Source organism: Brenneria izadpanahii, assembly GCF_017569925.1.
Taxonomy (GTDB): domain Bacteria; phylum Pseudomonadota; class Gammaproteobacteria; order Enterobacterales; family Enterobacteriaceae; genus Brenneria; species Brenneria izadpanahii.
The window spans coordinates 4,898,886-4,919,295 of record NZ_CP050854.1; the positions used below are offsets into that span (position 1 = coordinate 4,898,886).

At 53.1% G+C, this 20,410-nt stretch carries 21 protein-coding genes; 12 read left to right on the forward strand and 9 right to left on the reverse strand.

What is annotated here, in order from left to right; all coding sequences use genetic code 11:
• Nucleotides 1-146: 146 nt before the first annotated feature.
• The 5 genes from mlaB to mlaF are packed head-to-tail and all read right to left on the reverse strand — an operon-like array spanning nt 147 to nt 3,276.
• On the reverse strand, nt 147-449 hold the full coding sequence (gene mlaB, locus HC231_RS21905; RefSeq protein WP_208228765.1) for a lipid asymmetry maintenance protein MlaB: 303 nt from the start codon (nt 447-449) through the stop codon (nt 147-149).
• Nucleotides 450-463: 14 nt separating this feature from the next.
• Nucleotides 464-1,093, reverse strand: a complete 630-nt coding sequence (gene mlaC, locus HC231_RS21910) for a phospholipid-binding protein MlaC (protein ID WP_208228766.1) — start codon at nt 1,091-1,093, stop codon at nt 464-466.
• 12 nt (nt 1,094-1,105) lie between these two features.
• Nucleotides 1,106-1,666 carry an outer membrane lipid asymmetry maintenance protein MlaD gene (gene mlaD, locus HC231_RS21915; protein WP_208228767.1) on the reverse strand — a complete coding sequence of 187 codons (561 nt, stop codon included), beginning with the start codon at nt 1,664-1,666 and terminating at the stop codon, nt 1,106-1,108.
• A gap of 4 nt (nt 1,667-1,670) precedes the next feature.
• Complete coding sequence (gene mlaE, locus HC231_RS21920) at nt 1,671-2,453, reverse strand: lipid asymmetry maintenance ABC transporter permease subunit MlaE (protein WP_208228768.1); 783 nt, start codon at nt 2,451-2,453, stop codon at nt 1,671-1,673.
• Between the two features lie 7 nt (nt 2,454-2,460).
• Nucleotides 2,461-3,276, reverse strand: a complete 816-nt coding sequence (mlaF, locus tag HC231_RS21925; protein ID WP_208228769.1) for a phospholipid ABC transporter ATP-binding protein MlaF — start codon at nt 3,274-3,276, stop codon at nt 2,461-2,463.
• Nucleotides 3,277-3,711: 435 nt separating this feature from the next.
• Between mlaF and HC231_RS21930 the strand changes: the two genes are divergently transcribed.
• From HC231_RS21930 to npr, 11 genes are all read left to right on the forward strand, one after another.
• Nucleotides 3,712-4,677, forward strand: a complete 966-nt coding sequence (locus HC231_RS21930; protein ID WP_208228770.1) for a calcium/sodium antiporter — start codon at nt 3,712-3,714, stop codon at nt 4,675-4,677.
• Nucleotides 4,678-4,710: 33 nt separating this feature from the next.
• Nucleotides 4,711-5,697, forward strand: a complete 987-nt coding sequence (gene kdsD, locus HC231_RS21935) for an arabinose-5-phosphate isomerase KdsD (RefSeq protein ID WP_208228771.1) — start codon at nt 4,711-4,713, stop codon at nt 5,695-5,697.
• 42 nt (nt 5,698-5,739) lie between these two features.
• Nucleotides 5,740-6,306: a 3-deoxy-manno-octulosonate-8-phosphatase KdsC gene (gene kdsC / locus HC231_RS21940; protein WP_208228772.1), complete on the forward strand. Its 567-nt coding sequence runs from the start codon at nt 5,740-5,742 to the stop codon at nt 6,304-6,306.
• Nucleotides 6,303-6,872 (forward strand): LPS export ABC transporter periplasmic protein LptC, encoded by a 570-nt coding sequence (gene lptC / locus HC231_RS21945; RefSeq protein ID WP_208228773.1) that lies wholly within the window; start codon nt 6,303-6,305, stop codon nt 6,870-6,872. Before kdsC ends, lptC begins: the two co-directional genes overlap by 4 nt.
• Nucleotides 6,850-7,425, forward strand: coding sequence for a lipopolysaccharide ABC transporter substrate-binding protein LptA (gene lptA, locus HC231_RS21950; protein ID WP_208228774.1), 576 nt, complete (start codon nt 6,850-6,852; stop codon nt 7,423-7,425). Before lptC ends, lptA begins: the two co-directional genes overlap by 23 nt.
• 3 nt (nt 7,426-7,428) lie before the next feature.
• The gene (gene lptB / locus HC231_RS21955) at nt 7,429-8,154 is read left to right on the forward strand and encodes an LPS export ABC transporter ATP-binding protein (RefSeq protein ID WP_208228775.1); all 726 of its coding nucleotides are present in this window, start codon (nt 7,429-7,431) and stop codon (nt 8,152-8,154) included.
• 159 nt (nt 8,155-8,313) lie between these two features.
• On the forward strand, nt 8,314-9,747 hold the full coding sequence (gene rpoN, locus HC231_RS21960) for an RNA polymerase factor sigma-54 (protein ID WP_208228776.1): 1,434 nt from the start codon (nt 8,314-8,316) through the stop codon (nt 9,745-9,747).
• 22 nt (nt 9,748-9,769) lie between these two features.
• Nucleotides 9,770-10,057: a ribosome hibernation promoting factor gene (gene hpf, locus HC231_RS21965; RefSeq protein WP_208228777.1), complete on the forward strand. Its 288-nt coding sequence runs from the start codon at nt 9,770-9,772 to the stop codon at nt 10,055-10,057.
• Nucleotides 10,058-10,158: 101 nt separating this feature from the next.
• On the forward strand, nt 10,159-10,632 hold the full coding sequence (ptsN, locus tag HC231_RS21970) for a PTS IIA-like nitrogen regulatory protein PtsN (protein ID WP_208228778.1): 474 nt from the start codon (nt 10,159-10,161) through the stop codon (nt 10,630-10,632).
• Nucleotides 10,633-10,783: 151 nt separating this feature from the next.
• Nucleotides 10,784-11,635, forward strand: a complete 852-nt coding sequence (rapZ, locus tag HC231_RS21975; RefSeq protein WP_048636524.1) for an RNase adapter RapZ — start codon at nt 10,784-10,786, stop codon at nt 11,633-11,635.
• A gap of 2 nt (nt 11,636-11,637) precedes the next feature.
• The gene (gene npr / locus HC231_RS21980; protein WP_208228779.1) at nt 11,638-11,910 is read left to right on the forward strand and encodes a PTS phosphocarrier protein NPr; all 273 of its coding nucleotides are present in this window, start codon (nt 11,638-11,640) and stop codon (nt 11,908-11,910) included.
• Between the two features lie 39 nt (nt 11,911-11,949).
• On the opposite strand, the gene pmbA is transcribed toward npr, so the two are convergent.
• Nucleotides 11,950-13,290, reverse strand: a complete 1,341-nt coding sequence (gene pmbA / locus HC231_RS21985; protein WP_208228780.1) for a metalloprotease PmbA — start codon at nt 13,288-13,290, stop codon at nt 11,950-11,952.
• 304 nt (nt 13,291-13,594) lie between these two features.
• Here pmbA and yjgA point away from each other — a divergent pair, with 304 nt between their 5' ends.
• A complete protein-coding gene (yjgA, locus tag HC231_RS21990) occupies nt 13,595-14,143 on the forward strand; it encodes a ribosome biogenesis factor YjgA (RefSeq protein WP_208228781.1) in 549 nt (182 codons plus the stop codon).
• Nucleotides 14,144-14,215: 72 nt separating this feature from the next.
• On the opposite strand, the gene HC231_RS21995 is transcribed toward yjgA, so the two are convergent.
• The 3 genes from HC231_RS21995 to tldD all read right to left on the reverse strand — a co-directional run bounded on the left by HC231_RS21995 (nt 14,216) and on the right by tldD (nt 20,337).
• On the reverse strand, nt 14,216-16,429 hold the full coding sequence (locus HC231_RS21995) for a bifunctional diguanylate cyclase/phosphodiesterase (RefSeq protein WP_208228782.1): 2,214 nt from the start codon (nt 16,427-16,429) through the stop codon (nt 14,216-14,218).
• A gap of 115 nt (nt 16,430-16,544) precedes the next feature.
• Nucleotides 16,545-18,152 (reverse strand): methyl-accepting chemotaxis protein, encoded by a 1,608-nt coding sequence (locus tag HC231_RS22000; RefSeq protein WP_246494622.1) that lies wholly within the window; start codon nt 18,150-18,152, stop codon nt 16,545-16,547.
• Between the two features lie 739 nt (nt 18,153-18,891).
• Complete coding sequence (gene tldD, locus HC231_RS22005; protein ID WP_208228784.1) at nt 18,892-20,337, reverse strand: metalloprotease TldD; 1,446 nt, start codon at nt 20,335-20,337, stop codon at nt 18,892-18,894.
• Between the last annotated feature and the right edge of the window lie 73 nt (nt 20,338-20,410).

Genomic DNA, 20,410 nt, shown 5'->3' on the forward strand with positions numbered 1-20,410 from the left:
CAGCGCTGTCTTAAACAAAGAAAAAGCCCCTGGCCGCCATCTTTCAAATTGCCGGCGCGGCGGCTCGCCGGTTACCCGGCCCATCCATGGCCTCTCCCCTTGCGGGCCGCCGCAAACAATTTCAGACAGATTCGCATAGAGACTGACTATACGGCCGGTTCAACAGGAATGATTTCATCCAGGTTATACAACGCTATCAGCGTCTTTAGCCGGTCGCCTGCCCCGACTATCTTCAATTCTCCCCCTTTCAGGGAACGCTGGTAATAAAAATGAATCAACAAGGCCAGCCCGGCGGAATCAACCCGGCTCAGCCCGGACACATCCAGCGTTGTCTTATCGGCCAGCAACATGTCGCGCTGCTGCCAGAGCGGCAGCAACGTTTCACGGTTCAGTCCGCCCGATAAAACCAGCGTTGATTGCTGCGATTGCCAGCTCAGTGCATTATCCATTTTTCTTACTCTGTTTAGTTTTGCTTATCCAGCGTAATCGGTTGTTTTGCGGCGGCTTCCAACTGCTGAGTCAGGCCATCGACGCCTTTCTGACGCAATGTCGCCGCCCATTCATTTTGCTTGGTGGTAATCATGCTGACGCCTTCGGCAATCATGTCGTAAGCCTGCCAGTTGCCGGTTTGCGTATTTTTGCGCCATTGGAAATCAAGACGAACCGGCGGACGGCCGCCGCTATCGATAATCGTCACGCGGATGGCGATTATATTGGCGTCTCCCAACGGCTGTTCGGGCGCGATCTGATAGGTCTGCCCGTGATATAGCGCCAGAGCCTGGCCGTAAGCCTGTTCCAGATAGGCTTCAAAAGCCTTGAAATAGGCATCGCGTTGCGCCGGCGTGGCCTCTTTATAGTAACGGCCCAGAACCAACGCGCCGGCATATCTGATCTGCACATACGGCAGAAGTTCTTCGCGTACAACGTTACGCAGATAGTCAGGATTCTGCCTGATGCGCGGCTGCTCGGTTTTCAGGCGGGTAAAAGTTTTTTCCGCCGCTTCATTCATCAGGCGGTAAGGATTCGTTTGATCCGCGGCGCTGGCCAATGGCGCAACCGCCAGCAAAGCCACTATCAGTAAACGTTTAAACATGCAGCTATCCTCTTATGGATGTGAAGTAACGGGTTGGCTCTGAGGCGCAGGCGCGGCGTCTGCGGCCGGAGCCGAATTCCCCTGCCCGGCATTATCCTCGTTATTGCCGCCGCTCTTATATAAGAATTGACCGATGAGATCCTCCAGCACCATGGCTGATTTAGTGTCCTGAATGACGCCGCCGTCTTTCAGGATCGCCGTTCCCATCTCTTCATCCTCAAAACCGATATTCAATGCCAGATACTGTTCGCCCAACAGGCCGGAGGTGCGGATTGCCAGAGAACTGGTATCCGGAATATGGTCGTAACGTTGCTCGATATCCATCGCCACGCGGGGAAGGTACGTTTTCTCATCAAGCGTAATATCCGCAACCCGGCCTATCACCACGCCGCCGATCCTTATCGGCGAACGGGTCTTCAACCCGCCGATATTGTCAAACGTCGCGTATAAACGATAGGTGGACTCGCTGCCGATTGACTTGAGGTCGGCCACTCTCAGACACAAAAAGATAATGGCGAACAGCGCAATCAGCATAAATACGCCAACCCAAATTTCATTTTTCTTTGTTTGCATCGACTCAGTTCCCAAACATCAGTGCTGTCAGCACAAAATCCAATCCCAATACCGCTAATGATGAATGCACGACGGTACGGGTCGTTGCACGGCTGATCCCTTCTGAAGTAGGAATCGCATCATAGCCATTAAACAGCGCAATCCAGGTCACGGTGATGGCGAAAACCACGCTTTTAATCAAGCAGTTCAACATGTCCTGCCGCCACTCGACGGCCCCTTGCATGGCCGACCAGAAAAATCCGCTGTCTATGCCTTTCCAGTCAACGCCGACCAGCGCCCCGCCCCAGATACCGATGGCGACGAAGATGATCGTCAGCAGCGGCATGCTGATTACGCCGGCCCAAAAACGCGGGGCCACCACGCGTCTAAGCGGATCGACCGCCATCATTTCCATACTGGAAAGCTGTTCGGTGGCCTTCATCAGGCCGATTTCCGCCGTCAGCGCCGAGCCGGCGCGACCGGCGAACAGCAACGCCGTGACGACCGGGCCAAGCTCGCGCAGCAATGATAGGGCGACCATCATACCCAGACTGGCTTCGGCGCTATAGGTGGTCAGGACAAGATAACCCTGCAGCCCCAGCACCATGCCGATAAACAGGCCGGACACCATAATAATCAGCAGCGACTGCACCCCGACGCTATAAAGCTGTTTGATGAGCTGCGGCCACTGTTTCCTGAATTCAGGCCTGCCCACCAATGCATTAAACAGCATCAGCCCGGCACGGCCAAAAGAAGCGCAGGTAGAAATTCCCTGACGTCCCAGCGACGCCAATGCCTGTAAAAACATGAATTATTTAACCCCCAGATAAACCTAGCAGCGCGGTTTTATAGTCGCCCGCCGGATAGCGGAAAGGAACCGGGCCATCCGCAACGCCATCCAGAAACTGGCGTACGCGGGAGTCATCGTTCATTTGCAATTGCGCCGCCGTTCCTTCGGCGACGACCTGCTGCTCGGCGATGATGTAAGCGTAGTCGGCAATGCTCATCACTTCCGGCACATCATGTGAAACGACGATACAGGTGACGCCCAATGCATGATTCAGTTCATCAATCAGCTTCACCAGCGTTCCCATGGTTATCGGATCCTGACCGACGAAAGGCTCATCAAACATAATCAGTTGCGGATCGAGCGCAATCGCCCGCGCCAGCGCGGCGCGGCGCGCCATCCCGCCGGAAAGCTCCGCGGGCATCAGCGAGGCAGCGCCGCGCAGCCCCACGGCCTCCAGCTTCATCATAACGGTGCTGTACAGCAGCGGCTCCGGCAAACGGCTGTGCTCGCGCAGCGGCCAGGCGACATTATCGAACACGTTCAAATCGGTAAAGAGCGCGCCGGATTGAAACAACATGCTCATTTTTTTACGGGATTCATACAGTTCAGAGCGTGAAAGCGCCGGAATGTTGTCGCCGTCAAACCAGATCTCGCCGCTATCCGGCCGTATCTGTCCGCCAATCAAACGCAGCAATGTCGTTTTACCAATGCCGGAGGGCCCCATAATTGCGGTAACCTTCCCCTTGGGGACGCTGAGCGTAATATCTGTGAAAATCTGCCGTTTCCCGCGCCTAAAGTTCAGACCGCGAATTTCAACCAGATTAGTAGTCTCATGGTCCATTATCTTATGTTCCTTACCAATCAGCATGTTACGTATTATCGTCCCTGTTTAACGAATGACCGTAATGCAACCCCGCGTGGCCGCTCCCAGCGTTATCTTCGCGCAGACGGCGCTCGCCGAATAAACGAACGCAGCGACGCTCATGAGATACCTGCGCAGATATGACGGATTGGGAAGCGAAACAACGGGATAATACTTTATCCCTACTTTGAGCCTAACGTATGGCATCTTTCCGGACCCGAGTTTTACAAAAAATTACGGTAACTTCTTGTTCAAAGGGGCTGAAACAAAACTGCCATAGGTTTTACTTTTCCGTCGCGCGCGGTCAGAATTAGCGCTAATGATGGAAAGCATCCTTTTCGTTCATAATTCGTCCAGAACTGCTGGTTTATATAACGCATAAGCCAGTGATTATACCTCAATAAAGGACGCTGCATGCTTTTTGCAACCGTACTCTTGATCGTTGGTTTAGTATTGCTGGTCTATGGCGCCGATCGCCTGGTCTATGGCGCCGCGGCTCTCGCGCGTTCTTTTGGCATATCCCCGCTGGTTATCGGCATAACTATCGTGGGTTTCGGTACATCCCTGCCCGAACTGATAGTGTCCGTCACGGCCGCGTTAAACCATCAGATCGATATGGCCGTGGGTAACGTTCTGGGCTCCAATATCGCGAATATTCTGTTGATCCTCGGCAGCGCCGCGCTGATTCGCCCTCTAACGGTTCATTCCGAACTGCTGCGCCGCGAATTTCCGCTTATGCTGTTGGTCACCGTTTTATGCGGCTTTCTGCTGCATGATAGCTACCTGAGCCGCACGGACGGCGTGCTGCTGTTGATCGCCGCCGGACTATTTATATTACTGATGTTCAAAATGACGCGGCTGGCTCAACAGGAAGGCTCCGATAGCCTGACCAGGGAACAATTGGCGGAATTGCCGCAGGAAGACAGCAATCAGACGGTCGCCATCTTGTGGCTTATCCTCGGCTTGATTATTCTGCCGATGGCCGCTCGTATTGTAATCGACAACGCCACCGTAATAGCCCGCCACTTTAATATCAGCGAACTGACCATCGGCCTGACCGTGCTGGCGATTGGCACCAGCCTGCCGGAGTTGGCGACGGCGATTGTTGGCACGCTGAAAAAAGAAGATGATATTGCGTTGGGCAATCTGATTGGCTCGAATATTTTTAATATCGTGATCGTTCTGGGCGTTCCGGCGCTGCTGTCTCCGGGAGGCGTCAATCCACTCGCATTCCAGCGCGATTACTGGGTCATGCTGGGAGCCAGCGCGCTGTTGACCGCGCTTTGCCTCAGCAGGAAACGCCGCATCGGACAGGGCGCCGGCGCGCTGTTATTATGCGCTTTCGCCGCTTACCTGTCGGTGTTGTTCTTTTTTTCCTAACCAGAACATCAAAACAAGCAGGATTATCCAGGTATGTCACATTTTGAACTACAACCCGGTTTTGATTTTCAGCAAGCTGGCAAACAGGTGCTGAACATCGAACGCGACGGGCTGGCGCAGCTTGACCAATACATCGACGACAACTTCACCCAGGCCTGTGAAAAAATATTCTACTGCCAGGGGAAAGTGGTGGTGATGGGCATGGGGAAATCCGGCCATGTCGGCTGCAAGATGGCCGCCACCTTCGCCAGCACCGGCACCCCGGCGTTTTTCGTCCATCCCGGAGAAGCCAGCCACGGCGATCTGGGGATGGTCACGCCGCACGATATTGTGATCGCCATTTCCAACTCCGGCGAATCCAATGAGATTTTGTCGCTGATCCCGGTATTGAAACGCCAGAAAGTGTTCCTGATCTGCATGACGGGCAACCCTGAAAGCACGATGGGAAAAGCCGCCGACATTCATCTGTGCGTTCACGTTCCGCAGGAAGCCTGCCCGCTCGGACTGGCGCCCACCAGCAGTACGACGGCGACGCTGGTGATGGGCGACGCCATGGCGGTGGCGCTATTACAGGCGCGCGGTTTTACCGCCGAAGATTTCGCCTTATCCCATCCCGGCGGCGCGCTGGGCCGCAAACTGCTGTTGCGCGTCAGCGATATCATGCATTCGGGCGACGAAATCCCGCACGTTCCCCTGGAGGCCTCTCTGCGCGACGCGCTGTTGGAAATTACGCGCAAAAATCTGGGGATGACGGTAATCTGCGACGAGGAGATGAATATCCAGGGCATCTTCACCGATGGCGACCTGCGCAGAATTTTCGACATGAATATTGACTTGAACAGCGCCCGCATTGCTGATGTTATGACCGCGGGCGGCATTCGCGTTACGCCGCAAACGCTGGCGGTGGAAGCCCTGAATCTGATGCAATCCCGCCATATTACGTCGCTGCTGGTCGCGGAGAACGACCGGCTGCTCGGTATCGTTCACATGCACGATATGCTGCGTGCCGGCGTCGTGTGATATACCCCATACTGTAGAGTAAAAAAGCAAGGATAAACCTGAATGAATGAAACCGGGGCGCAAACCGATACCTGCTATGGACCTGTCGATCGTCAGGTGCTGGATAAAGCCCGTGAAATTCGTCTGCTGATTTGCGATGTCGATGGCGTACTGTCTGACGGCTTGATTTACATGGGCAATCAGGGAGAGGAACTGAAAGCGTTTAACGTCCGGGATGGCTACGGCATCCGCTGTTTGCTGACATCCGGGATCGAGGTGGCCATCATTACCGGCCGATCGGCCAACATGCTGGTCGATCGCTGTGAAACGCTGGGGATCTCGCATCTTTACCAGGGACAATCGGACAAGATTTTGGCCTTCAACGATCTGTTGGATAAACTGTCGGTGAATGCCAGCCAGGCGGCCTATATCGGCGATGATCTGATCGACTGGCCGGTAATGTCTCAAGTGGGGCTGAGCGTTGCCGTCGCGGATGCGCATCCTATGCTGCTGCCGCGGGCGGACTACGTCACTCGCATCGCAGGCGGGCGCGGCGCGGTTCGTGAACTTTGCGATTTAATTCTGCTCTCACAAGATAAGCTGGAAGATGCCAAAGGGTTGTCGATATGAGTAAAACAAAGCGTTGGCTGACAGCCTTACTGGCGCTGCTGGTGCTTATTTTGATCGGCTGGAATTTAACCGATCAGGATACCGAGCCGCAGTCGGATACCCCGACGGATGCGACGCCGGTTTATACCAGCGAGAAAACCACGACGCTGGTTTACAGCCCGGCCGGCAAACTGAGCTATCGACTGATTGCAGATAAAGCGGAGTATTTCGATGACGAGCAGCTCAGTTGGTTTACAACCCCCGTCGCTACGCTGTTCAACGACCAGGGGACGGCCACCTGGTCGGTGCGCGCCGATCGCGCCAAGCTGACCAAAGAAAAAATGCTCTACCTGTATGGCCACGTCGAGGTCAACAGTCTGACGAATGATTCACAGTTGGAGCGGATTAAAACCGACAACGCCCAGGTCAATCTGGTAACGCAGGATGTCTCTTCCGACGACGAGGTTACCCTGTATGGCGCCAGTTTCACCTCTAACGGGATGAAAATGCGTGGTAATCTGCGTGAAAAAACAGCCGAGTTGATCGAAAAGGTAAAAACCTCCTATGAAATCCAAAACAATAAATAATCCGCTGCGCACCGCCCTGATCGCCAGTTCGCTGTTAACCGTTAGCGTTTCGGCCTTTGCCGTGACGGGGGACAGCAACCAGCCCATTCACATTGATTCAGCACAGCAGTCCCTGGATATGCAGGGCAACACCGTGACCTTTACCGGTAACGTGGTGGTCAAACAGGGAACGATCGAGGTAAAAGCCGATAAGGTGGTCGTAACCCGTCCACAGGGCGCGCAGGGGCGCGAGGTGGTGGAAGGATACGGCAACCCGGTCACGTTTTACCAAATGCAGGACAACGGCAAGCCGGTGAAAGGGCGCGCCCAAAAAATCCGTTACGAGTTGGCTAATGATTTTCTGGTGCTGACCGGCGACGCTTATCTGGAACAGTTGGATAGCAACGTCAAAGGCGACCGCATCACTTATTTGGTGAAGCAGCAGCAGATGGAGGCATTCAGCGACAAAGGCAAACGTGTTACCACGGTATTGGTTCCCTCTCAACTTCAGCAAAAAGAGAACAAGGAACAAACCTCCAATTCTCAACAACCGAAACCACGAGTCACTGAATAACTTATGGCAACATTAATCGCAGAAAACCTGGCTAAGGCGTATAAAGGCCGTAAGGTCGTGGAAGATGTCAGCCTGACGGTCAATTCCGGTGAAATTGTCGGCCTATTGGGCCCGAACGGCGCCGGGAAAACCACAACGTTTTATATGGTTGTGGGCATTGTCCAGCGTGACGCTGGGCGGATCGTGATTGATGACGAAGATATCAGTCTGCTTCCGCTCCACGATCGCGCGCTTAGGGGGATCGGCTACCTGCCGCAGGAAGCCTCGATCTTTCGCCGGTTAAGCGTGTATGACAATCTGATGGCGGTATTGCAGATCCGCAAGGATCTAACCACGGAGCAGCAGGAAGATCGGGCGAATGAACTGATGGAAGAATTCCATATTATTCATTTGCGCGATAGTCTGGGACAATCGCTCTCCGGTGGGGAAAGACGCCGGGTGGAAATTGCCCGCGCACTGGCGGCGAATCCGAAATTCATCCTGCTGGATGAACCTTTTGCCGGTGTTGACCCCATTTCGGTGATTGATATAAAAAAAATAATAGAACATCTGCGTGACAGCGGACTGGGCGTGTTGATAACCGATCATAATGTCCGCGAAACGCTGGATGTCTGTGAGCGCGCCTATATCGTCAGTCAGGGGCATTTAATCGCTCACGGTTCACCGACGGAGATACTGGCCGACGAACAGGTCAAACGCGTCTATTTGGGCGAAGGCTTTAGACTCTGATAGGGTATGAGCTTTATCGCATGTTCTATATCCGATAGATTTCAGGATGCAGCAAAGCGGTAACCGAATGATTTCCCTTATTTTAAGCGGGGTTCGGCAGGGAAACGGCGGCGCTGTGACCGGAAAGCTAAAGGGAATATAAGGAAGTTAGCGCAACTTATGAAGCAAGGTTTGCAACTCAGGCTTAGCCAGCAACTGGCCATGACTCCACAGCTACAGCAGGCAATCCGTCTGTTGCAGTTGTCCACGCTTGAACTGCAACAAGAGATTCAACTGGCGCTGGAAAGCAATCCGTTACTTGAGCAAACGGATAATCACGAAGAAATAGAGTCATTTGAAACCACAGACAGCGATTCACTGGATACCGGTGAGGCGCTTGAACAAAAAGATATGCCGGAAGAGTTGCCGCTTGACGCGACCTGGGACGAGATCTATTCCGCAGGCACGCCATCCGGCACCGGCACCGATTATCGCGATGAGGAATTGCCGATCTACCAGGGGGAAACTACCCAAACCCTGCAGGATTACCTGATGTGGCAGGTCGAACTAACGCCTTTTTCCGATACCGATGCCGCCATAGCGACGTCCATCGTCGATGCCGTGGACAACACGGGTTATCTCACCGTGCCGCTGGAAGATATTCTCGACAGCATCGGCGACGAAAACGTCACGCTGGATGAGGTTGAAGCGGTGCTGAAACGGGTTCAGCGTTTTGATCCCGTCGGCGTTGCGGCTCGCGATCTGCGCGACTGTCTGCTGGTTCAGCTTTCCCAGTTCGCGGACGATACCCCGCGCCTGGCGGAAGCCCGATTGATTGTCAGCGATTATCTCGACCTGCTGGCGAATCATGATTTCCGCAGTTTGATCCGCACCACCCGGCTGAAAGAAGAGGTGCTGAAAGAGGCGCTGGCGCTGATTCAATCCCTCGATCCCCGTCCGGGCCAGTCAATCAATACCGGCGAATCGGAATATGTTATCCCAGACGTTCTGGTGCGGAAGATTCATGGCCGCTGGGTGGTGGAGTTAAATACCGACAGCATCCCCCGGCTGCAGATTAATCAGCAATATGCCGCGCTGGGCAACAGCGTGCGCAGCGACAGCGACGGTCAGTTTATCCGTAGCCATTTACAGGAAGCCCGCTGGTTAATAAAGAGTTTGGAAAGCCGTAATGATACGCTGCTCAAAGTCACCCGCTGCATCGTCGAACAGCAGCAGGAATTCTTTGATCAGGGCGAGGAATTCATGAAACCGATGGTCCTGGCGGATATTGCCCAGGTCGTTGATATGCACGAATCCACGATTTCCCGTGTGACGACGCAGAAGTTTCTGCACAGTCCGCGCGGCATTTTTGAACTAAAATACTTCTTCTCCAGTCACGTGAATACCGACAATGGAGGTGAAGCCTCCTCAACGGCGATCCGGGCGCTGGTCAAGAAGCTGATCGCTGCGGAAAACCCCGCCAAACCGTTAAGCGACAGCAAACTCACCACGCTGCTCTCCGAGCAGGGAATTATTGTGGCGCGCCGTACCGTCGCTAAATATCGAGAGTCTTTATCTATCCCACCATCAAATCAGCGTAAACAGCTGGTTTGATCTCAACTAGAAGGAAGACGCTATGCAGCTCAACATTACCGGACATCATATCGAAATTACCGAACCTCTACGCGATTTCGTGAATACAAAATTTGCCAAGCTGGAGCAATTTTTTGACCGCATTAATCAGGTCAATGTGATACTTAAAGTGGAGAAAGTGCAAAAAATCGCCGACGCCACGCTTCACGTTAATGGCGGAGAGCTGCATGCGACATCGGAAGCGGAAGATATGTACGCCGCTATCGATTTGTTGATCGATAAACTGGCCCGGCAGTTGACCAAGCATAAAGACAAGCTCAAACAGCACTGATTTTCCTCTCTGGTCATTTAGCCAGAGAACAGACCTGGCCCATAAAACCTATGGGCCAGGCTCATCGGAAGTGAATGAACGTGTCGTCAAGTGAATATAAAATGAACAACGATCCCATATTGCAACTCAGCACCGTGTTACGCCCCGAGTGCACCCGAAGCGCCGTCCATTGCCAAAGCAAGAAACGAGCATTGGAAATCATTAGCGAGCTGGCCGCCAAACAGCTTAATCTGTCCTCTCAGATTATCTTTGACGCCCTGCTCGTTCGTGAACGCATGGGCAGCACCGGTATCGGAAATGGCATCGCCATCCCTCATGGTAAACTTGAAGGGGAGGATGTCCTGGGGGCAATCGGGGTATTTATCCAGTTGGAGCAGCCTGTCGCGTTCGATGCCGTCGATAACCAACCCGTTGATTTACTTTTTGCCTTGCTGGTTCCCGCAGAACAATGTAAAACCCATTTACATACGCTTTCGCTGGTCGCCAAACGATTGGCCGATAAAACCGTTTGCCGACGTCTGCGCGCCGCGCAAAGTGATGAAGAGTTGTATCAGATTATGACGGAAGCCGGTTAAATCAGGTGATGATACCGGCGATAAAGGGCGGCATAGTCTGCAATAAGCGTGCGCTGTATTCTCGAAAACAGTGGTATTCTCGAAGGCATTGCATTATCGAAAACAGGGGCAGCGATAGTTCGCCATCACGTTGCCAGGGGGGAGTCGCCAGATGGTGCTGATGATCGTCAGTGGTCGCTCAGGCTCAGGGAAATCCGTAGCCCTGCGAGCGCTGGAAGATATGGGATTCTACTGCGTAGATAACCTTCCTGTGGTTTTACTGCCGGAGTTAGCTAATACGTTGGCCGCGCGGAATATCTCTGCGGCGGTCAGCATTGACGTGCGCAATATGCCGGAATCGCCGGAAATATTCGAGCACGCCATGGCGCAACTGCCGCAAAGCTTTTCGCCACAGTTGCTGTTCCTCGACGCCGATCGCAATACGCTGATCCGCCGTTACAGCGATACCCGCCGCCTGCACCCGCTGTCCAGCAAGAATTTGTCGCTGGAAAGCGCCATCGATGAAGAAAACGATCTGCTGGAACCGCTGCGATCGCGCGCCGATCTGATCATCGACACCTCGGAAATGTCGGTGCATGAACTGGCGGAAATGCTGCGTACCCGTCTGCTCGGCAAACGGGAACGTGAACTGACGATGGTTTTTGAATCCTTCGGCTACAAGCATGGCATTCCGATCGACGCCGATTATGTATTTGATGTCCGCTTTCTGCCCAATCCCCACTGGGATCCGAAATTACGTCCGATGACCGGTTTGGATAAACCCGTCGCCGCCTTCCTCGACCGGCATACCGAAGTACATAATTTTATCTATCAGACCCGCAGCTACCTGGAACTGTGGCTGCCCATGCTGGAAACCAATAACCGCAGCTATCTGACCGTGGCGATTGGCTGTACCGGCGGCAAACACCGTTCCGTTTATGTTGCGGAACAGCTGGCTGATTATTTCCGTTCGCGCGGTAAAAATGTACAGTCCCGCCACCGCACGCTGGAAAAACGTAAATAATCATGACCGTCAGGCAATCCGTTGAAATCAAAAACAAGCTGGGTATGCATGCCCGTCCCGCCATGCAACTGTTTGAACTGGTGCAAAGTTTTGACGCTGAAGTGATATTGCGTAATGACAGCGGCACCGAAGCGGAGGCCAGCAGCGTGATTGCCATGCTGATGCTGGACTCGGCCAAAGGCCGCGTTATCGAAGTGGAGGCCAGCGGCCCGGATGAGGCTAAAGCGCTGGCCGCCGTTGTTGATCTTTTCGAAGCCGGATTTAACGAAGAGTAACGCGCCGCATCATCCGGCCCCATAACCGCCGGGGCGGCCTCACTCTCCCGCAATCTTCATTTCAGGCAGCAGCACCGAGCCGCATTGAATATTGCTGCGCGTTTCGGTGTCATTCCCTACCGTCACGATGTTGCGCAGCATCTCTTTCAGATTACCCGCGATGGTAATTTCACTCACCGGATACTGAATTTCGCCATTTTCGACCCAGAACCCGGAAGCCCCGCGGGAATAGTCCCCGGTCACGCCGCTCACGCCCTGGCCCATCAGCTCGGTAACCAGCAGCCCTTTCCCCATCTGTTTCAGCAGGCCGTTAAAATCCAGCCCCTGCCCGGCAATACGCCAGTTATGAATACCGCCGGCGTGTCCCGTGCTCTTCATACCCAGCTTGCGGGCCGCGTAGCTGGTCAGCAGCCAGGTTTGCAGTACGCCGTCTTTCACAATGTCACGCCGGCTGGTGCGTACCCCTTCGCTGTCAAACGGCGTGGACGCCAGCCCTTTGCGCAGATGCGGCAATTCTTCTATCGTCAGCCACTCGGGCAGGATTTGCTGCCCCAGCTTATCCAACAGGAAGGTTGATTTACGGTACACGCTGCTGCCGCTGATCGCCCCGACCAGATGGCCGAACAGTCCGGTTGCCACTTCGGCGGCAAACAGAACCGGCGCCTGCATGGTCGGCAGCTTGCGCGGGGACAGGCGGGACAGCGTGCGGCGCGCGCACTCTTCCCCAACCCACTCCGGGGTGCGCAACTCGTCCAGCGATCGGCCGATGGTGTAGGCGTAGTCGCGCTCCATATCGCCATTCACTTCCGCGATCACGCAGCTGGACATGGAGTGACGGCTGGAACAATAGCTTTGCAGCATACCGTGGCTATTGCCAAAAACCTTAATGCCATAATGGCTGTTAAAGCTGCCGCCTTCGGTATTGGTGATGCGCTTATCCGCTTTCAGCGCGGCCTGTTCAGCGCGGGCCGCCAGTTCGATGCCGCGTTCCGCATCCAGCTCCGACGGATGAAACAGATCCAGATCCGGCGCATCAAACGCCAGCAGATCTTTATCCGCCGGGCCGGCGTACGGATCGACGGAAGTGTAGCGGGCGATATCCAACGCGGCCCGCACGGTACGGGCTATCGCATCGGGACTAAGGTCGGTCGACGATGCGCTGCCTTTACGCTGCTGGTGGTACACCGTAATCCCCAGCGCGCCGTCACTGTTAAATTCAACGTTTTCAACTTCACCATAGCGGGTGCTAACGCCAATCCCTGTCGTTTTCGACACCGCGACTTCCGCCGCATCGGAACCCGCCCGCGCCAGCTCCAGAGCCTGAGCAACCGCCTGTTCCAGCGCTTTACGCTGTTGTGCAACCTGAGTGATTATTGTCATCGTCCTGCCATAATGAATGAGAAAACCGAAACCAATATATACCTGCAACTTGAAAGATGAAGGGTATAAAAGGGTGTAGCATAGTGCTTCTAAGTCTAACAGGATCTTTAGACAATTTCGCACAAAGCCCAAACCTGTTAGGATCGGTCTCTTTTTTATAACAGACGCCTTGCCTGACCCGCTGAAAGCCGCCGCTGCGGCGTTAAATTAATGGAAGGCATTCCCTTCTCCCTGGCGGCTAACGCTTCGCGTTGTTAAAGACGCTTCCGGCGTTTTTTTATTCTGGAATTTTTAAGGATCCACCATGAACAAGAAACCCGAAGACTGGCTTGATGAAGTCCCGGACAATAACGAAGACGACGATGATGAAATTATCTGGGTCAGCAAGAGCGAGATAAAACGTGATGCCGAAGCGTTGAAAGAGCTTGGGGCGGAACTGGTTGATTTGGGTAAAAACGCATTAGAACGGATTCCGTTGGATGACGATCTGCGCGCGGCGGTCGAACTGGCGCAGCGCATCAAGAAAGAGGGACGCCGCCGCCAGTTACAGCTGATTGGCAAAATGCTGCGCGCGCGCGATCCGGAACCCATTCAGACCGCGCTGGATAAACTGAGAAACCGCCATAATCAGCAGGTGGTGCTTTTCCATAAACTGGAACAGTTGCGCGATCGTCTGATGGCCGAAGGGGACGATGCGATCCCCGACGTTCTGGCGCTCTATCCCCATGCGGATCGTCAGCAGTTACGCTCGTTGGTCCGTAACGCGCAAAAGGAAAAAGCGGCCAATAAACCGCCCAAATCCATGCGCCAGATCTTTCAGTATCTGCGTGAGCTGGCGGAAGCCAGCGAATGATAAAGTAAGTAAAGGCGAGCCCCGGAAATGGGGCGACGCCGCCGGCCCTGAAGCCCCTCCCCGCGGCCGGACTCACCGGCTAGCCGGCCCGTAATGACTGCACCAGGCTTCCAGTTGCTCCGGAGGCAGCGGCCGGGAAAATAAAAAGCCCTGAGCCAGCTCATAACCTTGCTGCGTCAGTATTTCACGCTGCCTTTCATTTTCCACGCCTTCCGCCACGATGCATAAATTGAGTTTATCGCAAATATGGGTGACGGCATCGGTAAGCACGCGGTTTTTATGATGGCATTCAATGTCATGTACGAAACTTTGGTCAAGTTTCAGTTCATCGAAATTGATACGGTTAAGATAGCTTAAGCTGGCAAAACCGGTGCCGAAATCATCCATAGACAACTTAATCCCTAACTCACGCACCTTATTGAGGATATTCATGATATCGGCATTGGCGTCCAGAATGACCTCCTCGGTGATTTCAATGGTCAGATTGTCCGGCGGCAGCGACAGTTGCGATAACATGCGGGAGATCAACGCCGGCAGCTTAGGATTGTGAAAATTGGTGGGCGACAGATTAATCGATACCGTCGGTACGTTCACGCCTCGCTGGTGCCAGTCGGCAAGCTGCCGGCAAGCCTCCTGGATAACCCACTCCCCCAGCTTGTCCATCAGGCCGCACTCTTCAGCCAGAGGAATGAATCGGATCGGGGAGATTTCGCCGAACTCCGGGTGAAACCAGCGGGAGAGCGCCTCAACGCCATGGATCTCACCGTTCTTCAGGCTGATCTGCGGTTGATAATAGAGTTGCAAAGAGGAGTCTTCGAGGGCTTTTCTCAGCGCGCTTTCCAGCGTTAAACGCCTTCTGGCGATCTCATTCATCTCTTTATTAAAAAAGCCCAGGCGTCCTCGCAGATGGTACTTTGCCTGATGCAAGGCGATATCCGCCCCCTGAATCAATGTTCCCATATCATGGCTGTTATCCGGATAAAAACTGATGCCCATGGTGACGGAAGGGGTCACCATAACTCCGTTGATGGGAACCGGTTTTAACAAAACCGACAGCAGGCGTTCGGCCTTCGCCGTGGCATCCCGCACATCGGCGACGTTCAACAACATGGCAAACTCATCGACAGAAAGTTTGCCGACCAGATCGGCCGCGCCGCATTGCCGGCGCAAACATTCCGCGATATGGCAGAGCAATGTATCGCCCGCCGCCACGCCCAGAGAGCTGTTGACCTGCTTGAAACGATCCAGGCCGATCATCAACACTGCTAAAGAGTGGCCTCGGCGCGCGGCGTTGATCACGGCGTTATCCGCACTGGCACGGAACAGATTACGATTCGGCAAGCCGGTTAACGGATCAAAAAAAGCCAGCAGCCGGATCTTTTCACTGGACTCATCCCGTTCTATCGCCAATGCGCAAAGCCCGGTACTGAGCATAACCAGATCCTGATGAAATTTGCTGGGCCCGCGCGCCTGGCGAAAATAGAACGAAAGCGTGCCGATGACCTTATGCTGGCTTGAAAAAATAGGGCTGGACCAGCAGGCGGCCAATCCGAGAGGCAATACCAGATCGCTACATTCCGCCCACAATGGATTGTTGGCGATATCGCAGACCATCACGGGGACGCCCAACCAGGCTGCGGTGCCGCAGGATCCGGCCTTAGGCCCGATGGAGATGCCGTCTAACTTCTGACTGTAAGAGGCGGGCAATCGCGGCGACGCCAGCGGCCGCAGACAGCCATGATCATCCACGCGCGACACACTGCATATTACTTCAGGAGCGATGCTTTCTATCTCCAGGCAGAGGCGTTCCATAACCTCTTCCAACGGTCTGTCGCGGGCGAGCGCCTCCAATACCGGAAATTGCAGCACCTCATACATTTTGGTTGCGGTAATCTCAGTAAATACGCTGACGGCGTACATAACATTATTACGCTCATCATAAAAATGATTGAGCACAATAGAGCACCATAAGGGATAGCCGGACTTATGATAAACGCGGGTTTCAACGCGATAGCGATGGTTGACCGCCCGGAATTCATCTTTATCCGGCTGACAGCCGAACTCAGTCTCGCACCGGATAAGCTGTTCTGGCTCATGGCCTGACGCCTCCTGCCGGCTATAACCGAAAAGCTGCGTAAAACCGTCGTTTACGAAAGTGATTCGCCGCCGGCCGTCCACATAACGCGCAATAAGTATCGCACTGTCACTACCGTTGACGGCGGCTGCCAATAGCCATTCCTCAATCGATTCTGTAACAGCCCCCGCCTTTAAAGGGTGACTTTTCATACAATTACCTTTTCATTAAACAGAACCATCATCGCTATTGCGCACCCGCGCCGGGAAACGGTAGCGGCCCGGCGCGGCTCAACGTCAGCAGTAAATCTCTTTTACCGGCTAACCGTCATTCATCCTTTCCCGATAAGGATGCCGTCAGTTGGGCATCAGCATCGTTACCCCTTCCAGATAAGGTGAATACGCGCATTGACGCTTCCAATAAATCCGCCTGCTCGGCCAGCGAGTTGGTGGCGGATGAAGCCTCTTCAACCAACGCGGCGTTTTGCTGTGCGACCTGTTCTAACTGCGTTACCGCAACATTGACCTGCTCAATCCCCTGGCTCTGTTCTTCCGAAGCTAATGAAATGGCGGAAACCAGCTCCTTCACTTTATTGACTTCGGCCAACAGTGTTTCCATATCGTTGCCGGACGCCGTTGCCAATGCGGAGCCCTGATGTACCCTATTACCGGCATCTTCAATTAACTCTTTGATTTCTTTAGCTGACGAGGCGCTACGTTGCGCCAGATTACGCACCTCGGAAGCCACCACGGCAAAGCCTTTCCCGGCCTCGCCGGCCCTGGCTGCTTCAACTGCCGCATTCAGCGCCAGGATGTTGGTTTGGAAAGCGATGGAATCGATAACGCCGATAATGTTGGAGATCTTCTCCGAACTTTCGGAAATATCGTTCATCCGCTTAACAATATTGGTGATGTTGTCGCCGTTCTTTTGCGCTAATACCGCCATGCCTTCGGCCATTCCGGTCACCTGCCGGGTATTCTCCGTATTCTGTTTCACCGATGAAGTCAGCTCTTCCATACTGGCGGCCGTTTGCTCAATCGATGCCGCCTGCTCTTCCGTTCGGGATGATAAATCCTGATTGCCGGCAGACATCTGACGGGAGCCGACAGAAATCACCTCGGAAGATTCCCTAACGTCGGAAACAATGACTTTCAATGACTGCTTCATATCTTCCAATGAGGTTAATAATCCCCCCATTTCCGTTTTAGGCTGGCGCGGAATATCAACTGACAGATCGCCTTTGGCAATCAGGCTGAAGAAATGCTTGGCCTCGTTGATCGGGGTGAAAACAATCGCGCTCATCAAAATTTTTGATATTATAATCAATGCAATAGTTAAAATAATGGCGGCAATCACCACGCCTACGTTGATGTTATAGGTGCCGACGGAATGTTCGATTTCCTGATCGCCCAATGCGCTAGCGAAAGTAGAAAACTCTTTAATACTTTTCTGCAGCGCCTCACCCTTTTTCGAAACCGTTGTGGTTATCATCTGGTAAAAAAGATCTAAATTACCCGCATCCAGAGCCTGTTTTGCAGGAACGACGCCCTCTTTTATATAGGCGTCGTAGGCCTTCTCAATGTTAAGACGCAGCTGCCGCCCCTGCTCCGTCACCGGGACAATACTCCGCAGCTCCTCCATATTTTTATTAGCTGAATTTAAGTAACCGTTCGCTTTCGCCTCCATGGCATCGGTATTTTTTCCATCTTCCTTGGCCACAGCCAAATTATAAAATACGATCCTGCCGCTTAATAAGTCGGCATATAAAGCATGGAGTGGATTGAGCTGATCCCCTTCAATTCTGTCTATGGTATACAAAGCATTATTACTTTTCGTCAGCGCATTGATACTAAAAACGCCGATGCCGATAAGCAAAAGACTGAACACCCCTATAATTATAGTCAGACCTAGACTTATTTTTATTTTCTTAAACATCGTCACCTCCAAAAAATATTAACAACGGTGACTATCGTCCTGATTAGATAAAGCTTTATCACAAAAACTTTATTTAAAATAATCAACTAACACAAAATAAAAACCAAGCTAATAACTCCAAATAACATATAGATACTAGAACTATGCTCCGCAAAAATATCATTTTGCTCCGCAATAATCCCGCAGCAAAACAGTTAACATCTCATTTATTTTATCGGGGGAGATTTAAATGATTTACCTCATTAATCCTTCAATAAAAAATCATACACTCGCGCCAAAAAAATCGGCCACAAAAACACTAATCAACTGATTTTATTTAATTTACTAGAAATCATCATTGCTGTGAAAATAAGCTAAACGCGTAAGCAAGCGTTATCGTTCGCTGGCGGACGCGAATATTCATAAAGTATTCATGACAGAAAATTCACTTGGATATCGCTACCAAAATAATTTTAATTCAACCAAAGTAAATAGTTATCAAATCACCAATCAAAAGTATTCTTAAAAAGTAAGAATAACCCAGCGTTATCGGCGCACAGATGCCAATACATACAGTGATAAAATATAATGTTCACAAAAAAATAATACCGGAAAGAAAAAATATCCTCGCAATAAAAAACCTTGGTTATTAAGAAAATAATCTTATTTATCAAGATACCAGAATATAATTTAAATAATAAAAAAGCGCCAGCCGATTGCGGCGGACGCTCTTTTGGCAAATGCCGTCGGCAATATCAGCTTACGCCGTACCGCCCACGGTAAGATTATCCAGTTTCAACGTCGGCTGGCCAACACCCACCGGCAGACTCTGCCCTTCTTTGCCGCAAACGCCGACGCCTTTATCCAACGCCAGGTCGTTTCCCACCATCGAAATCTGCTGCATCGCCTCAATACCGGAGCCGATAAGCGTAGCGCCTTTCACCGGGCTGGTTATGCATCCTTTTTCAATCAGGTAGGCTTCCGACGTGGAAAAGACAAACTTCCCGGAGGTAATATCCACCTGGCCGCCGCCAAAATTCGGCGCATACAGACCGTAATCCACGCTGGCGATAATCTCTTCCGGCGTGGATTTACCATCCAGCATATAAGTATTGGTCATACGCGGCATCGGTAAATGCGCATAGGACTCACGCCGGCCGTTACCCGTTGGGGAGACGCCCATCAGGCGGGCGTTAAGTTTATCCTGCATGTAACCTTTCAGGATCCCATTCTCAATCAGCACATTATATTGCCCCGGCACCCCTTCGTCATCCATCGCCAGTGAGCCACGGCGGCCATCCAACGTACCGTCATCAACCACGGTACAAAGCTCGGACGCCACCAATTGGCCTATCTGACCGCTGAATACCGATGTGCCGCGACGGTTAAAATCGCCTTCCAGCCCGTGCCCCACCGCTTCGTGCAACAGCACGCCCGGCCAGCCCGCGCCCAGCACCACCGGCATGGAGCCGGCCGGCGCCGCTATCGCGGACAGATTGACCAGCGCCATGCGCACCGCTTCCTTCGCCCAGGCGTCGACGCGCGTTTCGCCTTCCGTCGTTTCCCAGAAATAGTCATAACCACTACGCGCGCCGCCGCCGCTGGAGCCGCGTTCACGTTTACCGTCCGCTTCGACCAGTACGCTGATAGACAGGCGAACCAGCGGACGGACATCCGCCGCCAGCGTGCCGTCAGTGGCGGCGACCAGCACCAATTCATACACGCCGCTCAGGCTGGCGGTAACTTCCTGCACTCTGGCATCGGCGGCGCGGGCCACCGTATCCGCGCGCCGCAACAGGGTTATCTTGTCTTCACGGCTCAGGCTATCCAACGGATTAAGCGGGGAATAAAGCGCGCGATGGGGAACCTCTCCCAGCGTATGCGCCACGCCGTTGCCCTGTTCGCGCACAATACTGCGCGCCGCCTGAGCGCTCTGGCGCAACGCATTCAGGGTAAGCTGATCGGCATAGGCGAACCCCGTTTTTTCGCCGTTAATGGCGCGGATCCCCACACCCTGATCGATATTGTAGGAGCCGTCCTTAATGATACGGTCTTCCAGCACCCAGGATTCGTGATAGCTGGACTGAAAATAAAGGTCGGCATAATCCAGACGACGCTCATTTAACACGTCCAGTACGGAAGACAGGTCTTGAAGACTCAACTTGTTTGCGGTGAGTAATTGCTCACTGACAAAAGACAGGCTCATATTTTTTCACTCTTTATTAGATGAAATCGGATGGACGAACCGCGCTAACCATTGATGCCGCTATTCGCCAGCG

Coding starts and splice junctions, on each gene's coding strand:
- mlaB (WP_208228765.1), bottom strand. CDS start 449: ATGGATAATGCACTGAGCTGGCAATCGCAGCAATCAACGCTGGTTTTA.
- mlaC (WP_208228766.1), bottom strand. CDS start 1,093: ATGTTTAAACGTTTACTGATAGTGGCTTTGCTGGCGGTTGCGCCATTG.
- mlaD (WP_208228767.1), bottom strand. CDS start 1,666: ATGCAAACAAAGAAAAATGAAATTTGGGTTGGCGTATTTATGCTGATT.
- mlaE (WP_208228768.1), bottom strand. CDS start 2,453: ATGTTTTTACAGGCATTGGCGTCGCTGGGACGTCAGGGAATTTCTACC.
- mlaF (WP_208228769.1), bottom strand. CDS start 3,276: ATGGACCATGAGACTACTAATCTGGTTGAAATTCGCGGTCTGAACTTT.
- HC231_RS21930 (WP_208228770.1), top strand. CDS start 3,712: ATGCTTTTTGCAACCGTACTCTTGATCGTTGGTTTAGTATTGCTGGTC.
- kdsD (WP_208228771.1), top strand. CDS start 4,711: ATGTCACATTTTGAACTACAACCCGGTTTTGATTTTCAGCAAGCTGGC.
- kdsC (WP_208228772.1), top strand. CDS start 5,740: ATGAATGAAACCGGGGCGCAAACCGATACCTGCTATGGACCTGTCGAT.
- lptC (WP_208228773.1), top strand. CDS start 6,303: ATGAGTAAAACAAAGCGTTGGCTGACAGCCTTACTGGCGCTGCTGGTG.
- lptA (WP_208228774.1), top strand. CDS start 6,850: ATGAAATCCAAAACAATAAATAATCCGCTGCGCACCGCCCTGATCGCC.
- lptB (WP_208228775.1), top strand. CDS start 7,429: ATGGCAACATTAATCGCAGAAAACCTGGCTAAGGCGTATAAAGGCCGT.
- rpoN (WP_208228776.1), top strand. CDS start 8,314: ATGAAGCAAGGTTTGCAACTCAGGCTTAGCCAGCAACTGGCCATGACT.
- hpf (WP_208228777.1), top strand. CDS start 9,770: ATGCAGCTCAACATTACCGGACATCATATCGAAATTACCGAACCTCTA.
- ptsN (WP_208228778.1), top strand. CDS start 10,159: ATGAACAACGATCCCATATTGCAACTCAGCACCGTGTTACGCCCCGAG.
- rapZ (WP_048636524.1), top strand. CDS start 10,784: ATGGTGCTGATGATCGTCAGTGGTCGCTCAGGCTCAGGGAAATCCGTA.
- npr (WP_208228779.1), top strand. CDS start 11,638: ATGACCGTCAGGCAATCCGTTGAAATCAAAAACAAGCTGGGTATGCAT.
- pmbA (WP_208228780.1), bottom strand. CDS start 13,290: ATGACAATAATCACTCAGGTTGCACAACAGCGTAAAGCGCTGGAACAG.
- yjgA (WP_208228781.1), top strand. CDS start 13,595: ATGAACAAGAAACCCGAAGACTGGCTTGATGAAGTCCCGGACAATAAC.
- HC231_RS21995 (WP_208228782.1), bottom strand. CDS start 16,429: ATGAAAAGTCACCCTTTAAAGGCGGGGGCTGTTACAGAATCGATTGAG.
- HC231_RS22000 (WP_246494622.1), bottom strand. CDS start 18,152: ATGTTTAAGAAAATAAAAATAAGTCTAGGTCTGACTATAATTATAGGG.
- tldD (WP_208228784.1), bottom strand. CDS start 20,337: ATGAGCCTGTCTTTTGTCAGTGAGCAATTACTCACCGCAAACAAGTTG.